This window comes from Kitasatospora sp. NPDC023120 (genome assembly GCF_055560835.1).
The window spans coordinates 1-20,983 of the sequence record NZ_JBVHHY010000041.1; the positions used below are offsets into that span (position 1 = coordinate 1).

Genomic DNA, 20,983 nt, shown 5'->3' on the forward strand with positions numbered 1-20,983 from the left:
GGGTGTTTGGACCGTTGGCAGTCTGAAAATCACCCGCAACGCCCCTCTCCGGACCACCCCCTGCGCCGCCCCCTCCCGCAGCACGTCCCTCTCGCTAGAGGGGAGGGGAGGGGAGGGCGGGGGGAGGGGGAGGGGGAGGGGGAGGGGGGCAGGTGGGTGGGTGGGTGGGGGGGTGATGCGGGTGCGGTGGGTGGGGGGTGGTGCGGGTGGGGCGGGGTTGGGGGTGTGGGAATGCGGAACCGCCGCCCGGCTGGGGGCCGGGCGGCGGTTCGGGGGTGTGGGGGAGGTCAGGCCTTGCGGAGTTGGAAGGCGAGGCCGAGGGAGTCGTCGGTGAAGGTCTCGGAGTCCCAGTCGGCTGCGCCGGCGGCGAAGTCGGTGGCGAGGACTTCCTCGGCGACGAGGGGGCCGTGTTCGGCGATGGCCTCGGCGGTCTCCTCGGTGGTGGCGCGCCAGCGGAGGACGATGCGGTCGGCGACGTCCAGGCCGGAGTTCTTGCGGGCCTCCTGGATCTGGCGGATGGCGTCGCGGGCGACGCCGAGGCGCTTGAGCTCCGGGGTGATGGCCAGGTCGAGGGCGACGGTGGCACCGGACTCGTTGGCGACGGCCCAGCCCTCGCGCGGGGTCTCGGTGATGATCACCTCGTCGGGGGAGAGGGAGATCGTTTCGCCGTTGAGTTCGACGCTGGTCTCGCCGGTGGCGCGCAGTTCGGCGGCCAGGCGGGCGGCGTCGGTGGCGGCGACCGCCTTGGCGACGTCCTGCACGCCCTTGCCGAAGCGCTTGCCCAGGGCGCGGAAGTTGGCCTTGGCGCTGGTGTCGACCAGCGAGCCGCCGACCTCGGCGAGGGACTCCAGGGTGGAGACGTTGAGCTCCTCGGCGATCTGCGCGCGCAGGTCGGCGGGCAGCTCCTCCCAGCCCTGGGCGGCGACCAGCGCGCGGGAGAGCGGCTGGCGGGTCTTCACGCCGGACTCGGCTCGGGTGGCCCGGCCCAGCTCGACCAGACGGCGGACCAGCGCCATGTGCCGGGAGAGGCCGGCGTCGATCAGCGACTCGTCGGCCTGCGGCCAGGTGGCGAGGTGGACCGAGGCCGGGGCGTCCGGGGTGACCGGGACGACCAGGTCCTGCCAGACCCGCTCGGTGATGAACGGGGTCAGCGGGGCCATCAGACGGGTGACCGTCTCCAGCGCCTCGTGCAGGGTGGCGAGCGCGGCGGCGTCGCCCTGCCAGAAGCGGCGGCGGCCGCGGCGGACGTACCAGTTGGACAGGTCGTCGACGAAGCCGGAGAGCAGCTTGCCGGCGCGCTGGGTGTCGTACGCCTCGAAGGCCGCGTCGACCTCCCGGACCAGGGTGTTCAGCTCGGAGAGCACCCAGCGGTCCAGCTGCGGGCGGTCGGCCGGGGCCGGGTCGCTCGCGGAGGGCGCCCAGTTCGAGGTGCGGGCGTACAGGGCCTGGAAGGCGACGGTGTTCCAGTAGGTGAGGAGGGTCTTGCGGACCACCTCCTGGATGGTGCCGTGACCGACCCGGCGGGCCGACCAGGGCGAGCCGCCAGCCGCCATGAACCAGCGGACGGCGTCGGCGCCGTGCTGGTCCATCAGCGGGATCGGCTGCAGGATGTTGCCCAGGTGCTTGGACATCTTGCGGCCGTCCTCGGCCAGGATGTGGCCCAGGCAGACGACGTTCTCGTAGCTGTTCCTGTCGAACACCAGGGTGCCGACGGCCATCAGCGTGTAGAACCAGCCGCGGGTCTGGTCGATCGCCTCGGAGATGAACTGCGCCGGGTAGCGCTTCTCGAACAGCTCCTTGTTCTGGTACGGGTAGCCGTACTGGGCGAAGGGCATCGAGCCCGAGTCGTACCAGGCGTCGATGACCTCGGGCACGCGGGTGGCGGTGCCGCCGCAGTCGCGGCAGGCGAAGGTCACCGCGTCGATGTACGGGCGGTGCGGGTCGAGGCCGCTCTGGTCGGTGCCGGTGAGCTGGGTCAGCTCGGCCAGCGAGCCGACGCAGGTGAGGTGGCCCTCCTCGCAGCGCCAGATCGGCAGTGGGGTGCCCCAGTAGCGGTTGCGGCTGAGCGCCCAGTCGATGTTGTTGTTCAGCCAGTCACCGAAGCGGCCGTGCTTGACCGTCTCCGGGAACCAGTTGGTGGCCTCGTTCTCGCGGATCAGCGCGTCCTTGACGGCGGTGGTCCGGATGTACCAGGACGGCTGCGCGTAGTAGAGCAGCGCGGTGTGGCAGCGCCAGCAGTGCGGGTAGCTGTGCTCGTAGGGCACGTGGCGGAAGAGCAGGTCGCGGGCCTGGAGGTCCTTGACCAGGGCCTCGTCGGCCTTCTTGAAGAACTGGCCGCCGACCAGCGGGACCTCGGGGGCGAAGGTGCCGTCGGCGAGCACCGGGTTGACCACCGGCAGGCCGTACTTGCGGCAGGTCGCGAGGTCGTCGGCGCCGAAGGCCGGGGCCTGGTGGACGATGCCGGTGCCGTCGTCGGTGGTGACGTAGTCGGCGTTGAGGACGTAGTGCGCGTCCTCGATCTCGACCAGGTCGAAGGGGCGGCGGTAGGCCCAGCGCTCCATCTCGGCGCCGGTGAAGGACTCGCCGGTGGTCTCCCAGCCCTCGCCGAGCGCCTTGGCGACCAGCGGCTCGGCGACGACCAGCTTCTCGCTGCCGTCGGTGGCCACCACGTAGGTGACCTCCGGGTGGACGGCGGCGGCGGTGTTGGAGACCAGGGTCCACGGGGTGGTGGTCCAGACCAGCAGGGCGGCCTGGCCGGCCAGCGGGCCGCTGGTCAGCGGGAAGCGGACGAAGACCGAGGGATCGACCACGGTCTCGTAGCCCTGGGCCAGCTCGTGGTCGGACAGGCCGGTGCCGCAGCGCGGGCACCAGGGGGCGACCCGGTGGTCCTGGACCAGCAGGCCCTTGTCGAAGATCTGCTTGAGCGACCACCAGACGGACTGGACGTACGACGGGTCCATCGTCCGGTAGGCCTCGTCCAGGTCGACCCAGTACCCCATGCGGGTGGTCAGCTCGGCGAAGGCGTCGGTGTGGCGGGTCACCGAGTCGCGGCACTTGGCGTTGAACTCGGCGATGCCGTACGCCTCGATGTCCTGCTTGCCGGAGAAGCCCAGCTCCTTCTCGACGGCGAGCTCCACCGGGAGGCCGTGGCAGTCCCAGCCGGCCTTGCGGGCGACGTGGTAGCCCTTCATCGTCCGGTAGCGGGGGAAGACGTCCTTGAAGACGCGGGCCTCGATGTGGTGGGCGCCGGGCATGCCGTTGGCGGTCGGCGGGCCCTCGTAGAAGACCCACTCGGGGCGGCCCTCGGACTGCTCCAGGCTGCGCTGGAAGACCTTGTTGTCCTGCCAGAAGGAGAGGATCTGGTGTTCGAGGGCGGGGAGATCCACCTGTGCGGGGACGGGGCGGTAAAGAGGGGTCGCGCGCAGCGCGTCGTCGGAAGGGTGGTGGTGGGTGACGGGTTCTGAGCTCATCGCGGGCGTCTACCTCCGGCGGATGCTGGGACTGGATCCTCCGGAGGGACGAGACGGCCAGGCCGCCCCGCGGTACCACCCTCCTTGGCCGCGGTGCTGCGTTTCGCGGCCCTCTTGTTTGGGCTTGCTGCCGGGTCTAGTGGGCCGCTGCGGGCTTCGCGGCGGCCGTTCTTCCGGCGGCTCCGGGGTGATCTTCCCGCCGTGCACACCCCCGGGCTCGCACCGTCCCCGGGTCGCTGGTGGCTGCGTACGTCGGTACTCGTCCCATCTGCGCCTTGCAGGGCCAGTGTATCGGCCGGGCAAGTCGGTTTGTCCAAACCGTTTCCGGCGGGCGGGCTCCGGGGCGGAAGGCCGGGCTGGTCAGGGCGGTCGCCGGGGCGGTGGTTAGGCGGTTGTGAGGTGGGCACAACCCTCTCAGCCCTGTCAGCGCGAGGGGCGTGGCGGTTGGGGCGGCTGCCTGGGTGGGATCACTGTGAGGCGTCGGTATGTCATGTTGTGACCGGTTTTGATCGGGATTATCGTTCCGGCACTGGAAGCCGCCGGGAACCGGCGGCTCGATTCGTTCGTAGATGGGGTCGAAGCCATGGCTGAGAAGGGAACCGGCGCGGGTACCGCCACGAAGCGGGCACGCAAGGCCGTGGCGGTCGATCCAGGGGAGGGGACCGTGACCACTACCGCACCGAAGACCAGTACCGACACCGTCACCGTGCCGCGCGGGGCCGAATCGGTGGACCCGGCCACGCTGCCGGTCCGGCCGGGCGAGGACCCGTGGACCACCGAGGAGGTCCACGAGCTGCACACCGAGCTGATCAGCGAGCTGGAGCGGCTGCAGAACGAGATCGACGCCGCCGAGGCGGCCATCTCCGGTCTGATGCGCGACTCCAACGACGGAGCCGGCGACGACCAGGTGGACGCCGGCACGAAGAACATCTCGCGGGAGAGCGAGCTGGCGCTGGCCAACAACGCGCGCGACAGCCTCGCCCAGACCGAGCGCGCCCTGGGCCGGCTGGAGGGCGTCGGCTTCGGCACCTGCGAGTCCTGCGGGCAGGCCATCGGCAAGGCCCGGATGCAGGCCTTCCCGCGGGCGACGCTCTGCGTGCAGTGCAAGGCCAAGCAGGAACGCCGCTGAACCGGTCGTCGAACGGCGCGGAACCGGGTGGCCGGAGCGACGCGGGGGGTCGGGCTTGCCGTACGCTCGACCCCGTAACGTCGCCTGACGCGTCCGCAGCGCCTGTGGACGCGTCCAGGTCGTCACCGGCCCACCACCCTCCCCCTCCTACGGCCGGGGGAGCTCCATCGGCAGCGGAGCGGATCATCAGTACGCAAGGTTCCCCCCAGACTCGGGACGACGCCGTCCCGTCCCCCGCCGATGCCGTGGAGGTGCCCGTGGCCGAGCCGTCCGAGGAGGCGCCCGTCGACGAACCGACGGTGGCGGAGAAGCCGAAGCCCAAGGGGCCGCGGCGGATCGGGGTGCTGCTGGTCGTCGCGCTGCTCGCCTTCCTGATCGACCTCGGCAGCAAGCTGCTGGTCGTCGCCAAGCTGGAGAACCACGCGGCGATCAAGGTGATCGGGGACGTCGTCACCTTCCAGGTGATCCGCAACTCGGGCGCGGCCTTCGGCATGGGGCAGGCGCTGACCGTCGTCTTCACGATGATCGCCTCCGCCGTCATCGTGGTGATCTGGCGGATCGCCCGCCGACTGTACAGCCTGCCGTGGGCGATCGCGCTCGGGCTGCTGCTCGGCGGGGCGCTCGGCAACCTCACCGACCGGCTGTTCCGCTGGCCCGGTGTCTTCCGCGGGCACGTCGTGGACTTCATCTCCGTCCAGCACTTCGCCGTCTTCAACCTCGCGGACTCGGCGATCGTCTGCGGCGGGATCCTGGTCGTGCTGCTCTCCTTCCGCGGCAGCAACCCGGACGGGACCGTCCACCAGCAGGGCGGCAAGGGGGAGTAGCCCCGGCAAGGGGCAGCGCCGGCAGGGGGGGAGCAGCGCCGCAGCCGCCCCGGGCGGGGGCCGCCCGTGTTTCCGGCATACTCGTACGGGTGAGTACCGCAGCGCAGATCCGAAGCCTCCCCGTTCCCGACGGCCTGGAGGGCGAGCGCCTCGACGCCGCCCTGGCCCGGATGTTCGGCTTCTCCCGGACCAAGGCCGCCGAACTGGCCGCCGACGGCAAGGTCACGCTCGACGGCGCCGTGGCCGGAAAGTCGGACCGGGTGACGGCCGGCTCCTGGCTGGAGGTCGAGATCCCCGCCCCCGCCGCCCCGGTGCAGATCGTCGCCGAGCACGTCGAGGGCATGCGGATCGTCCACGACGACGAGGACATCGTGCTGGTCGACAAGCCGGTCGGCGTCGCCGCGCACCCCAGCCCGGGCTGGACCGGCCCCACCGTGATCGGCGGGCTCGCCGCGGCCGGCTACCGGATCTCCACCTCGGGCGCGGCCGAGCGGCAGGGCATCGTGCACCGGCTCGACGTCGGCACCTCGGGCCTGATGGTCGTCGCCAAGTCCGAGCGCGCGTACACCGACCTCAAGCGGCAGTTCCACGACCGCGTCACCGACAAGCGGTACCACACGCTGGTGCAGGGCCACCCGGACCCGCTGAGCGGCACGGTGGACGCGCCGATCGGGCGGCACCCCAGCTCGGACTGGAAGTGGGCGGTGACCCGGGACGGCAAGCCGTCCGTCACGCACTACGACCTGATCGAGGCGTACCGGGCCGCGTCGCTGCTCGCGATCAAGCTGGAGACCGGGCGCACCCACCAGATCCGCGTCCACATGTCCGCGCTGCGGCACCCCTGCGTGGGAGACCTGACGTACGGCGCCGACCCGACGCTGGCCAAGCGGCTCGGGCTGTCCCGGCAGTGGCTGCACGCGGTGTCGCTCGGCTTCGAGCACCCGTCGGACGGGCAGTGGGTCGAGTTCTCCAGTGAGTACCCGGCCGACCTGCAGAAGGCGCTGGACATCATCGAGGCGGAGAGCTGACGGTGAGCGTCGAGGCGGGCGTCGCCATTCGGGTTGCCGAGGGGGAGGGCGACCTGGCGCTGGTGCGGGAGGTCCGGCGGGAGGTGTTCATCGTCGAGCAGGACGTGCCGGAGGAGCTGGAGTACGACGAGTACGACGGGACCTCGGTGCACCTGCTGGCGGTGGCGGCCGACGGGGCCGCGCTCGGGACCGGGCGGCTGATCTTCGGCGACCAGGCCCTGGAGCTGACCGGGGGCGTCGAGGGGCGGGTGCTGCTCGGGCGGCTCGCGGTGCTGCCGGCGGCCCGGGGGACCGGGCTGGGGGCGGAGCTCGTGCGGGCGATCGAGGCCGCGGGGGCGGAGCGCGGGGCCGCGGAGGTGGAGTTGCACGCGCAGGTCCAGGCGCTCGGGTTCTACGAGCGGCTGGGGTACGTGGCGGAGGGGCCGGTGTACGAGGATGCCGGGATTCCGCATCGGACGATGACGCGGGTGCTCTGACCCGCCGGGGGCCGTGGGGACCGTTGGGAACGGGGCCGCGGCCGGGTGGGTGGTTGGTCGCGCAGTTCTCCCCCCGGCCTTCGGCCGGGGGGACCCCCAGCGCCCCCGTCGGGGCGCTGGGGGTCTTGTGTTTGGAGGGGGGAGAAGGGGGAGGGGCGCGGCTCAGGTGTCGGTGGTGCGGAGGTGGGGGAGGGCTTGGGGGTGTTCGTCGCGTAGGTGGGCGATGAGTTGTTCGCGGATGTCGCAGCGGAGTCGGGCGGCGTCGTCGGGGGTGCGGGCGGTCATGGTGGCGCGGACGACGATGGTGCTGGGGGTGGTGTCGGTGACCTGGAGGGCCCACTCCTCGCCGTCCCAGAGGGGGTGCCGGTCGAGGTGGGTGCGCAGGGCGGCGCGCAGGTCGTCGACCGGGGTGCTGTGGTCGAGGTGGAGCAGGACGGCGGCGAGCAGGCCGGGGTCGCGGCGGGTCCAGTTCTCGAAGGGCTTGTTGACGAAGTAGGAGACCGGGACGATCAGCCGGCGGTAGTCCCAGAGGCGGACCACCAGGTAGGAGAGGGTGATCTCCTCGACCGTGCCCTGCTGGCCGTCCACCACCACGGTGTCGCCGATCCGGACGGTGTCGCTGAAGGCGATCTGCAGGCCGGCGAAGAAGTTGCCGAGGGTGCCCTGGGCGGCGATGCCGGCCACGATGCCGATGATGCCCGCCGAGGCGAGCAGGCTGGCGCCGATGGAGCGCATCGCGGAGAAGGTCAGCAGCATCACGGCGACGGTGACCACGACGATGAGCGCGCTGACCACCCGGCGCAGCATGCTGATCTGGGTGTGCACGCGTTGGACGCGGGCCGGGTCGTCGGTGCGGACCTCGTAGCGGCCGAGCAGGGCCTCCAGGACGGCGGCCACCGCGCGGACGGTGAGCCAGCCCAGCGAGGCGAGCAGGAGCAGCAGGACCAGGTGGTAGGCGCCCTCGTACTGGTGCGGGCGGAGGACCCGCCGGAGTGACTTGGTGGTGAGCAACAGGGCTGATACGACGGTGAGTTGGAGCGGGATCCGACAACGGCGGAGCAGCGCCCAGACCGGGGCCCCGGGTTTGCGGACGGCGAGCCGCTGGAGGGACTGGTCGACGACCCAGCCGATCACCAGGGTGGCGGCGACGATGGCGAGCAGAGTGATCAGCGGCCGGAGCATGGCCGTACGATACCCGCGCGCAGTGGGGCGAACCGGGCGAAAGGGTACGGTGCCTGCGGCGGTGGCTTTATCGGGCGCCTACCCGGACGGCGGATACGATCAGCGCCCATGGAGTTCGGTGGGGCATGGCGTCGCTGGCGCGCCCGGGGTACGACGGTCCGGCGCAGGGTGCTGGCCGGTGCGGTGGCACTGGTGGCGGTGGCCGGGGTCGGTACGGCGACGATGGCGTCCGGCGGTGAGCAGACGGTCCGTGAGGAGGACCGTTTCCTCAGCATGCCGGAGACGCCCGGCAGCGCGCAGCAGGTCCAGTTGGACACCTCGTTCTTCACCACCGGCAGCGGTCCGCGGCCGGCGGTGCTGCTCGCGCACGGGTTCGGCGGCTCCAAGGAGGGCGAGCGCGAGCGCGCCCGGGAGCTCGCCCGGCAGGGCTACGCGGTGCTGACCTGGTCGGCGCGCGGCTTCGGGCGTTCGGGCGGCAAGATCGGCCTCAACGCGCCCGACCGCGAGGTCGAGGACGTCCGGCACCTGGTGGACTGGCTGGCCCAGCGCGCCGAGGTGCAGCTCGACGGGCCCGGGGACCCGAAGGTCGGCATCACCGGTGCCTCGTACGGCGGGGCGGTCTCGCTGCTGGCCTCCGCGTACGACCACCGGATCGACGCGGTGGCGACCCAGATCACCTGGTGGAACCTGGCGGACGCGCTGTTCCCGCAGGGTGTGCAGGGCTCGGGCGCAGCGGACGGCGTGTTCAAGAAGCTGTGGGCCGGCATCTTCTTCACCACCGGCTCGGCAGGGGACCTCGGGCCGTCCGGCGGTGCGCCGCGCGAGGGCGGCGAGCCGAAGCCGGTGGCGGACGGGCAGGCCGGGTGCGGGCGGTTCCTGGAGTCGCTGTGCCAGATGTACGACCGGATCGCGACCGCCGGGCACGCCGACCCGGAGGCCGTCGCGCTGCTGGACCGCTCCAGCCCGTCCTCGGTGGCGGCGCAGCTCAAGGCGCCGACGCTGGTGGTGCAGGGGCAGCAGGACTCGCTGTTCCCGCTCGACCAGGGCGACCGGATCGCGCAGGCGGTCGCCGCGAACGGCGCGCCGGTGGCGGTGGACTGGTTCGCGGGCGGGCACGACGGCGGGACGGACACCAGCGCGCGGGTCGACGAACGGGTGACGGCCTGGTTCGACCACTACCTGAGGGGGCGCGGCAACGACACCGGGTCGGCGTTCCGGGTGACCAGGACCGGCGGGGTGGACTCCACCGGCTTCCAGGCCGTGCTGCGCGGGGCCACCGCCGACCGGTACCCCGGGCTCGGCGGGACGGGCTCACGTGCCGTCCCGCTGCCGGGCGGGGAGAAGACGATCGCCAACCCGCCGGGCGGGGCGCCGCCGGGGATCTCGACGCTGCCGGGCATCGGCGCGCTGAGCCAGGCGGCCTCGCTGGGCGCCGGGCTGTCGCTGGACTTCCCCGGGCAGAACGCCGCCTTCGACTCGGCCCCGCTGGACTCGCCGCTGCACCTGACCGGGCAGCCGACCGTGCCGGTGCGGGTGAAGGCGGACCGGCCGGACGCGGTGCTGTTCGCGAAGCTGTACGACGTCGGACCGGACGGCAAGGCGGTGCTGCCGCAGCAGCTCGCCGCGCCGCTGCGGGTGACGGGCGCGGACGCCGGGCGGACGGTCACGGTGGCGCTGCCGACGGTCGACCACACCTTCCCGGCCGGGCACCGGATGCGGCTGGTGCTGGCGAGCACCGACCTCGCCTACGCCTCGCCCGTCGAACCGGCCACGTACCAGGTCGCGCCGGCCGGGGCGGTCACCGCGCCGACCGTCGAGGAGCTGGTCACCGAGTCGGCGCCGCTGCCCGCGCGGACCTGGCTGCTGCCGCTGGTCGCCGTGGTGGTGGCCGCGGGCCTGGTGCTGGTGCCGCGGCTGCGGCGCCGGCGGGCGGCCGGCGGGCCGGAGTTCGATCCGGAGCTGGCCGCGGTGCCGCTGCTGATCAGCGGGCTGAGCAAGCGCTACAAGGGCTCCCAGGACCGCTACGCGGTACGGGAGTTGGGCTTCCGGGTGGCTTCGGGGCAGGTGCTCGGGCTGCTCGGGCCGAACGGTGCGGGCAAGACCACCACGCTGCGGATGCTGATGGGGCTGATCCGGCCGGACGCCGGGGAGATCCGGATCTTCGGGCACCTGGTGCGCCCGGGCGCGCCGGTGCTGTCGCGGGTCGGGGCGTTCGTGGAGGGCGCGGGCTTCCTGCCGCACCTCACCGGGCGGGCCAACCTGCGGCTGTACTGGCAGGCGACGGGGCGGCCGGAGGCCGACGCGTGCTTCGACGAGGCGCTGGCCATCGCGGGGCTCGGGGAGGCGCTGGACCGCGCGGTGCGGACGTACTCGCAGGGCATGCGGCAGCGGCTGGCGATCGCGCAGGCGATGCTCGGGATGCCGGACCTGCTGATCCTGGACGAGCCGACCAACGGGCTGGACCCGCCGCAGATCCGCGAGATGCGCGAGGTGATGATCCGGTACGCGGCGGGCGGGCGGACGGTGATCGTCTCGAGCCACCTGCTGTCCGAGGTCGAGCAGAGCTGCACGGACCTGGTGGTGATGGACCGCGGGCGGCTGGTGACGGCCGGTGCGGTCGGTGAGATCGTCGGGTCGTCGGAGCTGCTGATGATCGGCGTCGCCGGTACGTACGACGCGGAGTCGGTGGCCGAGAAGGTCGCCGCGCTGGCCGGGGTCGGCTCGGCGGAGGCCGTCGAGGGCGGTCTGCTCGTCCGGCTGGACGGGCTGGCGGCGAGCGAGCTGCTGGCGGAGCTGGTGCGGCTGGGCGTACCGGTGGAGAGCGCCGGGCCGCAGCGGCGGCTGGAGGACGCGTTCCTGTCGTTGATCGGAGGTGGTGCGCAGTGAGCGCCGTGGTGTCGGCTGACCATGCGGAGGGGTACCGGGCGAGCCGGACGCTGCCGCTGCGGGTGGAGGCGATGCGGCAGCTGCGCCGGCGCCGCACCCTGGTGATCGGCGCGGTGCTGGCCGCGATGCCGTTCGTCCTGCTCGCAGCGTTCCAGATCGGCGGCACCCCCGGGCGTCCGGACCGGACCACCTTCATCGAGCTGGCCACCGCCTCGGGCGCCAACTTCGCGGTCACCATGCTGTTCGTGGGCACCGGCTTCATGCTGGTGATCCCGGTCGCGCTGTTCTGCGGGGACACCGTCGCCTCGGAGGCCAGCTGGTCCTCGCTGCGGTACCTGCTGGCCGCGCCGGTTCCCAGGGCGCGGCTGCTGGCGCGCAAGTTCGCGGTCGGGCTGGCGTTCTCGGCCGTCGCGGTGGTCATGCTGCCCGCGATCGGACTGGTCGTCGGGACGGCCGCCTACGGGTGGGGCGACCTCAAGCTGCCCGCCGGGGTCGGCCTGCCCGCCGGGGAGGCACTGCCCCGGATCGCGATCGCGGTGGCCTTCGTCTTCCTGAGCGAGATCGTGATCGCGGCGCTCGCGTTCTGGCTGTCCACGGCGACCGACGCGCCGCTGGGCGCGGTGGGCGGTGCGGTGTTCGCGTCGATCATCACCGGGGTGCTGGACGCCGTCACCGCGCTCGGCGACCTGCGGGAATGGCTGCCGGCGCACTGGCAGTACGCCTGGGCGGACGCGCTGCAGCCGCAGCTGGAGTGGGGCGGGATGGTGCAGGGCGTCTCGCTGTCGCTCTCGTACGCGGCGGTGCTGCTGGCGCTGGCGTTCCGCGGGTTCGCGCGCAAGGACGTGGTGTCGTAGGGGCGCCGCGGTGGTGTCGCGGTGGTGTCGTGGGGGCGGGCGGGGCATGGGGGATCATGGGTGGGTAGCTGACCCCCGCAGGTGAAGGACCCGAACCGTGGCCCAGATCGTCCTCTTCCACTCCGCCTACGGGCTGCGCCCCGCCGTGCGCGCCGCCGCCGACCGGCTGCGCGCCGCCGGGCACACCGTGCACACGCCGGACCTGTTCGAGGGGCGGACCTTCGACTCGATCGAGGAGGCGCAGGAGTTCCAGGAGGAGGCCGGGGGCAGCGAGGAGATGCTGCGTCGGGCGGTGACCGCGGTCGCGCCGCTGTCCGAGGGCGGGCTGGTGTACGCGGGCTTCTCGCTCGGTGGCGCGGTCGCGCAGAACCTGGCACTGGCCGACGAGAAGGCGCGCGGGCTGCTGCTCCTGCACGGCACCTCGGACCTGCGGGAGGACGCCGCCACCGAGATCCCCGTCCAGCTGCACATCGCGGAGCCGGACCCGTTCGAGCCGGAGGACTGGCTGAACGCCTGGTACCTGCGGATGCGGCGGGCCGGCGCGGAGGTGGAGGTGCACCGCTACCGGGGCGCCGGGCACCTGTTCACCGACCCGGAGCTGCCGGACTACGACGAGGAGGCGGCGGAGCGCGCCTGGGCGGCGGCGCTGGACTTCCTCTCGGAGCTGGAGGACTGACGGGCCGCGTTCCGCGGGCCGGTGGAGCGGGAGGCCGGGTCGAAGCAGCTTGCTTCGACCCGGCCTTCGGCGTTGTCGGCGCGAGTCGGCGCAGGTCGCGGCTGGTTTCCGAGTGGTGGGTGGGGCTCACGGTGCGGGTGTGACGGGGCGTCGCGGGGACGGCCGGGAGGTGGCGGAAGTGCCGGTTGAGTGCCGGAAGGACTGTTTCCGGACAGCTACCCACGGTGATCAACAGGGCGATGGTCCAGACCTCTTGTCGGGCATATGCCACTCTGCCAGCACGAATGGTCGAGCTGCGAACTGTTGTTAACCGAACGGTCGCCCCGGCGTCACGCCCTGACGGCCGGTCAGGTTGACCGGAATCCCCAGGGCGTCGTTGATCTCCCGGGAAACCACTCCATAGAGTCGCGGTGCACTCCGACCTCCCCGGTTCGCCATATCCGCGGAATGCCGTCGGGCAATTCCCGCGACCTGACACTGGAGCGGCACATGCTTGTTCTCGGAATCACCAACAACGACCTGGCCGGCGCCTGCCTGGTACAGGACGGAACGGTCGTCGCGGCCGTCAGTGAGGAGCGGTTCTCCCGGGTCAAGGACCACAAGACCTGGCCGGAGCAGTCGATCGACTACGTCCTGAAGGAGGCCGGGGTCACCCTTTCCGATGTCGACCGGGTGGCCTACGGATGGCAGGCGGGATTCAGCGCCGAAAAGCACCTGCTGCTCTACGTGGACCGCATTTCGGAGGAGGCCCGGCTGCGCCCGGAGGCCCTTCCGCACCTCCGCAAGCGGATATCCGACGAAATTCGGAACGACCGCGAGAAGCGCGGTGAGTTCGATGCCTTCATCGAGGAGAACGGGCTGCGCGGCAAGGTGGTTCACATCGACCACCACGAGTCGCACGGCCTGGGTGCCTTCCTCTGCTCCCCGTTCGACGACGCCCTCGTGGTCACCTGCGACGGCCGCGGGGACTTCCAGTCGCTGACCGTCACGCACTACTTCCCCGGTGGCGAGGAGGTGCTCCAGCGCGAGACCTCGATCGACAGCCTCGGCTACTTCTACGGCCGCATCACCAAGCTGCTCGGCTTCCGCCCCAACCGCCACGAGGGCAAGATCACCGGCCTGGCCGCCAACGGCGACCCGGAGAAGCTCCTCCCGCTGATGCGCCGGATGATTGACGTCGAGGAGAACGGCGCGATCCGCGCCCGCTGCGGCGACTGGTACCAGCCGTCCTACGAGGGCTACTCCGAGGAGCTGCTCGCCGAGATCGCCACCCACGAGCCGGCCGACGTCGCGGCGGCGGCCCAGCGGCACGTGGAGGACCTGCTGACCGCCGTGGTGGCGCGGCACATCGGCCGGGTGGCGAGCGGCAACGTCTGCCTCTCCGGCGGCGTGTTCGCCAACGTCAAGCTCAACCAGCGGATCTTCGAGACCGGGGGCGTGCGGAACATCTACGTGCTGCCGCCGATGGGCGACGGCGGGCTGCCGCTGCAGGCCGCGGTGATCGTGGCCCACCGCGAGACCGGCGAGCGCCCGCGGGTGCCCTCGATGGCGCTCGGCCCGGACGCGGCCGTCTCCGAGGGCCGGCTGGAGGAGATCCTGCGCGACTACCCCGGGCTGCGCTACCGGCGGATCGGCGCGGAGATGCGGGAGGTCCTGCTCGCCGCGCTGGAGGCGGACCAGGTCATCGGCACCTACCGCGGCCGGATGGAGTTCGGCCCGCGCGCGCTCGGCCGGCGCAGCGTCATCTACGGCACCGCCGACGTGACCATGAACGACTGGCTCAACAAGCGCCTGAACCGCACCGAGTTCATGCCCTTCGCGCCGATCACCGCCGAGGACCTCGCCGCCGACTGCTACGTGGGCTGGGAGCCGGAGCAGCCGTCGGCACTGTTCATGACGATCACCTACGACTGCTACGAGACCTTCGCCAAGGCCTGCCCGGCGGTGGTGCACGTCGACAACACCGCCCGCCCGCAGATCGTCCGGGCCCAGGACGACCCGTTCCTGCACGGCCTGCTGATGGCCTGGTATGAGCGCAGCGGGCAGGCGGCGCTGGTGAACACCTCGTTCAACAAGCACGAGGAGCCGATCGTCGGGTCGCACCGCGACGCGCTCGACCCGCTGGCGGACGGGGTGATCGACCTGCTCCTGATCGACGACGTGTACCTGGTCTGGAAGGACTCCGCCGACGGGTACATGGCGCGGCAGGGTCGCTAGGCCGCTGTGTGCGGGGGCCGTCGGGTGGCTGGTCCGAGTGGCGAGGTCTAGTCCAGTTGACCGCCCTGGCCGGTGAGAGTTGAACTATCGTCAGACCGTATGGCGTAAGCGCCGAGTGAGGAGACCGATGCAGCCGCAAGCCGGAACGCGGTACGAGGTCGAGGCCGTCGTCTTCGACATGGACGGGGTCCTGATCGACTCGAGGCCCGTGATCGAGGAGGCGTGGCGGTCGGTGGCCCGACGTCACGGCCGGGTGCTCGCCGACCCGGAGATCGAGGAGTACGTCCACGGGCGGACCGGCGACCAGACGGTGCGGCTGATCTTCCCGGACCACTCGGACGCCGACCGGAAGGCGATCTGGGTCGAGGTGGACACCGTCGAGGAGGAGGCGCCGTACCGGGCCATCCCCGGTGCGGACGGGCTCGCCACCCGGCTCTGGCACGCGGGCGTGCCGGTCGGCCTGGCCACCAGCAGCTGGACCAGGAAGATCGACAACGCGCTGGGCGGGCTCGGCCTGCTCGACGTCTTCCGGGTGCGGGTCACCCGGGACGACGTCGAGCGGGGCAAGCCGCACCCGGACCCGTACCTGTCGGCCTGCCGGGGGCTCGGGATCCGGCCGCAGCGCGCGCTGGTCTTCGAGGACTCGGTCAGCGGGGTCCGCTCGGCGGTCTCGGCCGGGGCGGTGTGCGTCGGGATCGGCGGGCCGGCCCTGGTCGAGGCCGGCGCGGTGGTCGCCGTGCCGGACTTCACCGCGCTGGTGGTGGGGGAGGCCGCCGGGTCGATCACGGTCACCGACCCGGACGGGCTGGTCAGCGTGGTGCTCGTGGGTGGGCCCGACGGTGGCTGAGGCGGTCTCGGCGGCCTCCGGACCGGAGGCGGCCGAACCGGCTGTCCCCGTTGGGCAGGCTGCGTCGGCTGGACGGGGCGCCCCGGGTGAACCGGGGGCGCCGGTGATGGCCAGGTCGGCGGCGGTCTCGGCGTTCTGCGCCTTCCTCGTCCTGGGCGTGCTCACCGCCTCGCTCGGCGCCTCGCTCCCCTTCCTGCGGGAACGGTTCGGCGCCGAGCACGAGGTCGGGCGGGTGGTCTCCGCGTACAACCTCGGCGCGCTCACGGCGACCGTCTGCATCGGGCTGCTCGGGCGCCGGCTCAACGTCCGGGCGGCGCCGCCCGTACTGCTCGGGATCTTCGCGGCGGGCGCGGCCGGGATGGCGGTCAGCCCGGGCTGGACCGCCTACCTCGGCTGCGCGGCGGTGACCGGCATCGGGTACGGCGGGCTGGCGCTCACGCTCAACACGGCGTTCGCGCGCGGGTTCGCCGGGAACAGCGTGGTGATGGTCAACCGGCTGAACGCGGTCTTCGGGATCGGCGCGATGCTGGGCCCGCTGGCCGCGGGCGCCGTCGGGCACACCGACATCCGGCTGCTCGCGGGGGCCGCGGCGGTGTGCGCGCTGCCGTGCTTCCTGGTCGGACGGGCGGGGGCGGTGCTCGCCGTCCCCAAGACCGAGCCGGGCCCGGAAGGTGCCGGCGAAGGGGGTCAACGCGCGCGGATCGGGCTGGAGTTGCTCCCGTTCCTGCTGGTGGGCCTGGTGTACGCGGGCATGGAGACCAGCATCGGCACCTGGCAGTCCACGCAGCTGGTGCGCGACGGCTGGAGCACCCAGGCAGCGACCACGGCGGCCTCCGGCTTCTGGGCCGGGATGGCCATCGGGCGCCTGGTCGTCCCGCAGCTGACCAGGCGCCTGCCGGGCCGCACCACCCTGCCGGGCTACCTGGCGGCCGGGCTCAGCGCGCTGGCGCTGGCCGCTGTACCGCACCTCGCGGTGGTCGCCTACCCGCTGGCGGGACTGGCGCTGGCGCCGGTGCTGCCGACCCTGATCGCCTGGGTCTCGGGAGTGGCGGCGGTGCCGCAGCAGGCGACCTCCGTGCTGACGCTCTGCTGCATGCTCGGCAACGCCGTCGTGCCGGCGGTGGTCGGGGCGCTCAGCGGGTCGGGCGGGGCGGTGGTGATCCCGCTGGTGCTGGCCGGGGCGTGCCTGCTCTGCCTCGGGCCGGCGGTGTGGCTGCGGGTGGCTCGGTGGTAGCCGCGGTTGCGCGCGCAGGAAGTCGGACGGGCCGACTTCCTGCGCGCGTTGCGTTGTGTGCTCGGGGCTCAGCGGGGTGTGCGCGGGGCGGTGCGTTCGTGGATCGGGCCTCCCGGCGTGTACCAGCCGGCCTTCTTGCGGACGATCGGGCTCGGGTCCTGCGCGTGCGGGGCCTGCAGCGCGGCGAGGGCGCGGGGATCGGTGTGGACGAACTTGCCGACGAGTTCGACGGCCCGCGTGCGGACCTGCGGGTCGGGGTTGTCCGCCAGGTGCCGCAGGCCGGGGTCGAGCACCCGGTCCGCGCGCGGGGCGCAGGTGTCGCCCTTGCAGCGGTCGCAGGCCAGGGCATGGAAGGCGGAGATCCGGACGCGGGCGTCGGGGTCGTCGGCCATGGCGATCAGCAGGTCCATCGAGTCGGTGTCGACCAGGTGGTCGAGGAGGCGGCAGCAGCCCTCCCGTACGGCCGGGTCGGCGTGGGACAGTCCGGTGCGGATGGCGTCGAGCGCGTCCGTGTCGCGGCGGAGCAGTTCGCGGTAGGCGGCCACGGTGCGCTGTGGGTCGCCCAGGCACGAGACGAGCGCTTCGTTGTCGGTCCGTGCGAATCCGAGCATGGGGCGAGTGTCCGGCCGTACCGGGTGCCGGGGCAACGGGATTTCGGTGGCGTCGACGAGCGGGCGGTCACTCGGCGGGGCGGGGCTCCCTGCCGAGGGCGGTCCGGCGCAGGGACTCGAGCAGGAGGGCACCGGGGTAGGTCGCGAACTCCGGGTGGCGCTGACGGTGGTAGCACGCCCAGTAGCTCACCACGCGGCGCTCGGTCGTCGCGAGGAAGCGCGGATTGCGGGCGAGGAACTCGCCGTAGAGGTCGTGGTGGGCGGAGCCCGGGGTTGCGAGGTCGGGGAGTCCGGCGCGGATCGCCGTCACGATCTCCAGGACGTACTCGCCGGCCAGCCGCACGACGAAGGGAGCGACCCACGGCTCGGTGGAGGCGACGACCTGCTCCAGGTGGCGCTGGCGGACCAGCCCGTCGGAGTGGCGGGAGTACAGGCAGTGGAGGATCGCCCGCTGGGCCGCGGTCAGCTGCTGCTCGACGGTGGCGTCGGGCAGCTCGGGGGTGTGGATCCGGTACGGGATCGAGACGGTCTCACCGAGGACATCGACGGCGAAGGGGAGGCCGGGGGCGAGCCCGGGCTCCGGCATCGCGCCGGCGACGGTTCGGACGTCGTCCGCGAGGTGGGCGGGGAACGCTGCCGTCAGGGTGGTCGACCAGGGTGTCTGCACAGTCGGAGCCTAGACCGGCATCGGCGGGGGCAACTGTGCCGCCCCCTCGGGCTGGTGGGCGCGAGGGGGCGGGCAGGGGGAATGAGCGGTTACATCGGGGTGGGCTTGATCATGGCGAAGGCGGCGCCCTGGGGGTCGGCGACGACGGTCATCCGGCCGGCCATCATGTCGAAGGGCGGGGCGAGGACGGTGCCGCCTCGCTTGACCAGGGCGTCCACGGTGGAGTCGACGTCGTCGACCGAGAAGTAGGTCAGCCAGTGCGCCGGGGTGCCGGGCGGGTCGTTGGCGAGGAGACAGGCGCCGCCGACCGCGCGGCCGCCGACCTTCAGCGCCCAGTACGAGTCCGCGCCCTCCAGCGGCTCGATCTCGATGCCGAACGCCTCGCCGTAGAAGGCGGTGGCGGCCTGGATGTCGCTGGTGTGCAGCTCGTTCCAGCTCAGCGCGCCGGCCTCGTTGACCACCTTGGCTCCGGCGAACTCGCCCGCCTGCCAGACGCCGAACACCGCGCCCTGCGGGTCGGCGGCGATCAGCATCCGGCCCAGGGGGCCGATGTCCAGGACTGGGACGATCAGGGTGCCGCCGGCGGCGACGATCGCGTCCTGGGTGGCCTGGGCGTCGGTGGTGGCCAGGTAGGTGTTCCAGACGGTCGGCGGCTCCGGCACACCCTCGGGGGTCGCCGTCGAGCCGATGCCGGCCACGGCCTTGCCGTCGAGCTCGCAGACCGCGTAGCCGCCGAACTCGGCCGGGCCGGGCCGGCCCTGCCAGCCGAGCAGGTCGCGGTAGAAGTCCAGCGCGGCCTGCTGGTCCTGCGCCATCAGATCGACCCAGCACGGGGTGCCGGTCGGGTACGGAGGCGTGAATTCAGGCATTTCTACCCTTTCTGGTGGGTTTGCTGCCGGTCACGATTTCGTCGTGGGCGGTGAATCGCCACTCGACACGCCGCCGGGGTGGTGGGGGCGGTCGGCTGGTGGCGGGGGTGGTCTGGCATCGTCGGGCGGATGAGCGGGATGGGTGAGGCGGGGAGTCCGGCGGGCGGTCGGTGGGTCTTCGGGTTGGAGGAGGTCCCGGCCTGGCACACGGACGAGGACGGTGGCGGTGAGGTGCGCCCGGTCGCCCCGGGGTACCTGAGGGCCGTCATCGAGGCGCCGGAGGGGACCCACGAGTCGCTGGTCTGGGCGGCCGACGAGTTCGTCGCCCAGTGCGGGCCGGACGGGGTGGTCACGACGCTGCTGCTGGAGTGGCTCAGGATCGAGGCCGGGGAGGAGCGGCGGGTGGGCGTCGAGAGCTGCCTGCTGGAGCGCGTGGACGGGGACGGTGTCCGGGTGCACGCCAATTACGGCCAGTGGGGGGACGCTGTCGTCCCCGTCGCGGACGTCCGGCGGATGCTGATCGACATGGCGCGGTTCCTGACGGTGGAGGAGCGGCGCCCGTTGCCCGCCTGGCGGATCAAGCGGCTGGTGGAACGGGACTTCACGCGGAGGCGTACGGCCGAGTAGGCGAGTGGGGCCTCCGACGGACTCCGGTGGAGTCGCGGGTGCGCCCGTTCGGGCGGCGGGGTGGGGCGACACCGTGCGGGGCGGCAGCGGGCGGTGGCTCGACGGCTGACTCTTCTACGTGGCATCACCAGACCGCCGAGCCGGTGCGGAGCGCCGGCCGCTCGCCACGGGAGGCAACACGCCATGAAGTCCGCGAGGTACACGAGGAACGGGCGGCGGACCGGGAGACGGTTCACCGCCGCCGTCGTCAGCGCGACCGCGGTCGCCGTCGTCGTCTCGCCGGCGGGGGCGGGCGAGGCCTTCGCCGCCCGGTCCTGCTTCGAGCGGTCCACCGAGCCGTACACCTCGGTGGTCGACAGCCACCTGCACTTCCGCCCCTTCGGCGGGCGGGCGATCCCCTTCGAGGAGATGACGGACTACCTGAGCAAGAGCGGCGTCCGTTACGCGAACATGTTCGGCATCGGGCAGGTGCTGCCCGCCGACTCCGGCTGCACGTACTACCTCGACTGCCCGGGCACGCCCGTGCGGCCGATGCTGCGGAACGACTTCGTCAACGCCGAGAGCCTACGCGAGAACCGGCCCGACGACCCGAAGCTCGCGCTCTCCATGACGTTCATGGACCTGCACCACCCCGAGACCGTCCCGGGTGGAATCGCCCTGCTGGAGCGGGAGTTCCCGGGGATGTTCCGGTGGGCGGGCGAGGTGAACGTCGTCAAGCAGGCCATCTTCCCCAACCTGGCCGAGCCCGCCACCAGCGAGGACATCCCGCGCTGGGCGCCGTTCATGCAGGTGTACCGGGAGCGCGGGATCCCCGTCACCTTCCACTCGGACCTCGGCAACGACGCGGAGCCGACCAAGTACCTCCACCTGATGGAGGAGATCCTCGCGCAGTACCCCGACAACAAGATCGTGTGGGCGCACATGGGGCTCTCCAAGGAACTCGCCCACATGGACCCGGACGCGCACATCCGCATCCTCGACCGGCTCCTCGCTCAACACCCCAACCTGACACTGGACCTGAGCTGGCGCGTACTGGAGGACCAGTACTTCAGCCGGCCCGGCGTGCGGTCCACGTACGCGGAGTTCCTGGACCGTCACCCCACCCGGGCGATCACCGGGACGGACTTCGTGGCGGCGCGGAACAAGGACTACAAGGTGTACGAGGAGGAGCTGGAGGTCACCAGCCGGATCAACCGCGCGCTGAACGACGAGGCCTTCCGGGACATCGCGCTCGGACAGAACTACTTCCGGCTGCTGGGGTTGAAGGACGTCGCCCCGAGGGTCTGTCCCTCGCGGCCGCGCCCGCACGGCGGGGAGGAGGGGGCTGCCCCGGCGGGCACGGGCAACCACGTCGCGGTGTTGGGCGACGAGGACTGAGGTCGGTGA

General features: G+C 72.5%; 17 protein-coding genes. 12 read left to right on the forward strand and 5 right to left on the reverse strand.

The annotated features are described in order from the left end of the window. Positions 1-287: 287 nt before the first annotated feature. On the reverse strand, positions 288-3,470 hold the full coding sequence (gene ileS / locus ACZ3TI_RS36945) for an isoleucine--tRNA ligase (RefSeq protein ID WP_465734266.1): 3,183 nt from the start codon (positions 3,468-3,470) through the stop codon (positions 288-290). 664 nt (positions 3,471-4,134) lie between these two features. Here ileS and ACZ3TI_RS36950 point away from each other — a divergent pair. From ACZ3TI_RS36950 to ACZ3TI_RS36965, 4 genes are all read left to right on the forward strand, one after another. Further along, positions 4,135-4,599 (forward strand): TraR/DksA family transcriptional regulator, encoded by a 465-nt coding sequence (locus tag ACZ3TI_RS36950; RefSeq protein WP_465734267.1) that lies wholly within the window; start codon positions 4,135-4,137, stop codon positions 4,597-4,599. Positions 4,600-4,856: 257 nt separating this feature from the next. After that, complete coding sequence (gene lspA / locus ACZ3TI_RS36955; protein WP_465734269.1) at positions 4,857-5,423, forward strand: signal peptidase II; 567 nt, start codon at positions 4,857-4,859, stop codon at positions 5,421-5,423. Between the two features lie 89 nt (positions 5,424-5,512). Further along, the gene (locus tag ACZ3TI_RS36960) at positions 5,513-6,451 is read left to right on the forward strand and encodes an RluA family pseudouridine synthase (protein WP_465734271.1); all 939 of its coding nucleotides are present in this window, start codon (positions 5,513-5,515) and stop codon (positions 6,449-6,451) included. Then, on the forward strand, positions 6,448-6,927 hold the full coding sequence (locus ACZ3TI_RS36965; protein WP_465734368.1) for a GNAT family N-acetyltransferase: 480 nt from the start codon (positions 6,448-6,450) through the stop codon (positions 6,925-6,927). The genes ACZ3TI_RS36960 and ACZ3TI_RS36965 overlap by 4 nt, the downstream gene beginning before the upstream one ends. A 162-nt stretch (positions 6,928-7,089) precedes the next feature. On the opposite strand, the gene ACZ3TI_RS36970 is transcribed toward ACZ3TI_RS36965, so the two are convergent. Further along, on the reverse strand, positions 7,090-8,109 hold the full coding sequence (locus ACZ3TI_RS36970) for a mechanosensitive ion channel family protein (RefSeq protein WP_465734273.1): 1,020 nt from the start codon (positions 8,107-8,109) through the stop codon (positions 7,090-7,092). 108 nt (positions 8,110-8,217) lie between these two features. Here ACZ3TI_RS36970 and ACZ3TI_RS36975 point away from each other — a divergent pair, with 108 nt between their 5' ends. The 6 genes from ACZ3TI_RS36975 (at position 8,218) to ACZ3TI_RS37000 (ending at position 16,823) form a co-directional block, all read left to right on the forward strand. After that, positions 8,218-10,995, forward strand: coding sequence for an alpha/beta fold hydrolase (locus ACZ3TI_RS36975; RefSeq protein ID WP_465734275.1), 2,778 nt, complete (start codon positions 8,218-8,220; stop codon positions 10,993-10,995). Next, positions 10,992-11,849, forward strand: a complete 858-nt coding sequence (locus ACZ3TI_RS36980) for an ABC transporter permease (RefSeq protein ID WP_465734277.1) — start codon at positions 10,992-10,994, stop codon at positions 11,847-11,849. Before ACZ3TI_RS36975 ends, ACZ3TI_RS36980 begins: the two co-directional genes overlap by 4 nt. Positions 11,850-11,946: 97 nt before the next feature. After that, positions 11,947-12,525, forward strand: coding sequence for a dienelactone hydrolase family protein (locus ACZ3TI_RS36985; RefSeq protein ID WP_465734279.1), 579 nt, complete (start codon positions 11,947-11,949; stop codon positions 12,523-12,525). Positions 12,526-13,014: 489 nt separating this feature from the next. After that, positions 13,015-14,742: a carbamoyltransferase family protein gene (locus ACZ3TI_RS36990; protein ID WP_465734281.1), complete on the forward strand. Its 1,728-nt coding sequence runs from the start codon at positions 13,015-13,017 to the stop codon at positions 14,740-14,742. Positions 14,743-14,869: 127 nt separating this feature from the next. Beyond that, complete coding sequence (locus ACZ3TI_RS36995; RefSeq protein WP_465734283.1) at positions 14,870-15,589, forward strand: HAD family hydrolase; 720 nt, start codon at positions 14,870-14,872, stop codon at positions 15,587-15,589. Between the two features lie 106 nt (positions 15,590-15,695). Next, positions 15,696-16,823 (forward strand): MFS transporter, encoded by a 1,128-nt coding sequence (locus tag ACZ3TI_RS37000; protein WP_465734285.1) that lies wholly within the window; start codon positions 15,696-15,698, stop codon positions 16,821-16,823. 68 nt (positions 16,824-16,891) lie between these two features. Here the strand turns inward: ACZ3TI_RS37000 and ACZ3TI_RS37005 are convergent, their stop codons facing one another. The 3 genes from ACZ3TI_RS37005 to ACZ3TI_RS37015 form a co-directional block, all read right to left on the reverse strand. Next, entirely contained in the window at positions 16,892-17,434 is a 543-nt protein-coding gene (locus tag ACZ3TI_RS37005) for a HEAT repeat domain-containing protein (protein ID WP_465734287.1), read from the reverse strand. Between the two features lie 67 nt (positions 17,435-17,501). Continuing rightward, the gene (locus ACZ3TI_RS37010) at positions 17,502-18,101 is read right to left on the reverse strand and encodes a hypothetical protein (protein WP_465734289.1); all 600 of its coding nucleotides are present in this window, start codon (positions 18,099-18,101) and stop codon (positions 17,502-17,504) included. A gap of 89 nt (positions 18,102-18,190) precedes the next feature. Beyond that, positions 18,191-18,970, reverse strand: coding sequence for a VOC family protein (locus ACZ3TI_RS37015; protein WP_465734291.1), 780 nt, complete (start codon positions 18,968-18,970; stop codon positions 18,191-18,193). A 129-nt stretch (positions 18,971-19,099) separates the two neighbouring features. Between ACZ3TI_RS37015 and ACZ3TI_RS37020 the strand changes: the two genes are divergently transcribed. Both ACZ3TI_RS37020 and ACZ3TI_RS37025 read left to right on the forward strand, forming a co-directional pair. After that, positions 19,100-19,597: a hypothetical protein gene (locus tag ACZ3TI_RS37020; RefSeq protein ID WP_465734293.1), complete on the forward strand. Its 498-nt coding sequence runs from the start codon at positions 19,100-19,102 to the stop codon at positions 19,595-19,597. 183 nt (positions 19,598-19,780) lie between these two features. Continuing rightward, positions 19,781-20,974, forward strand: coding sequence for an amidohydrolase family protein (locus ACZ3TI_RS37025; protein ID WP_465734295.1), 1,194 nt, complete (start codon positions 19,781-19,783; stop codon positions 20,972-20,974). The last annotated feature ends 9 nt before the right edge of the window (positions 20,975-20,983 follow it).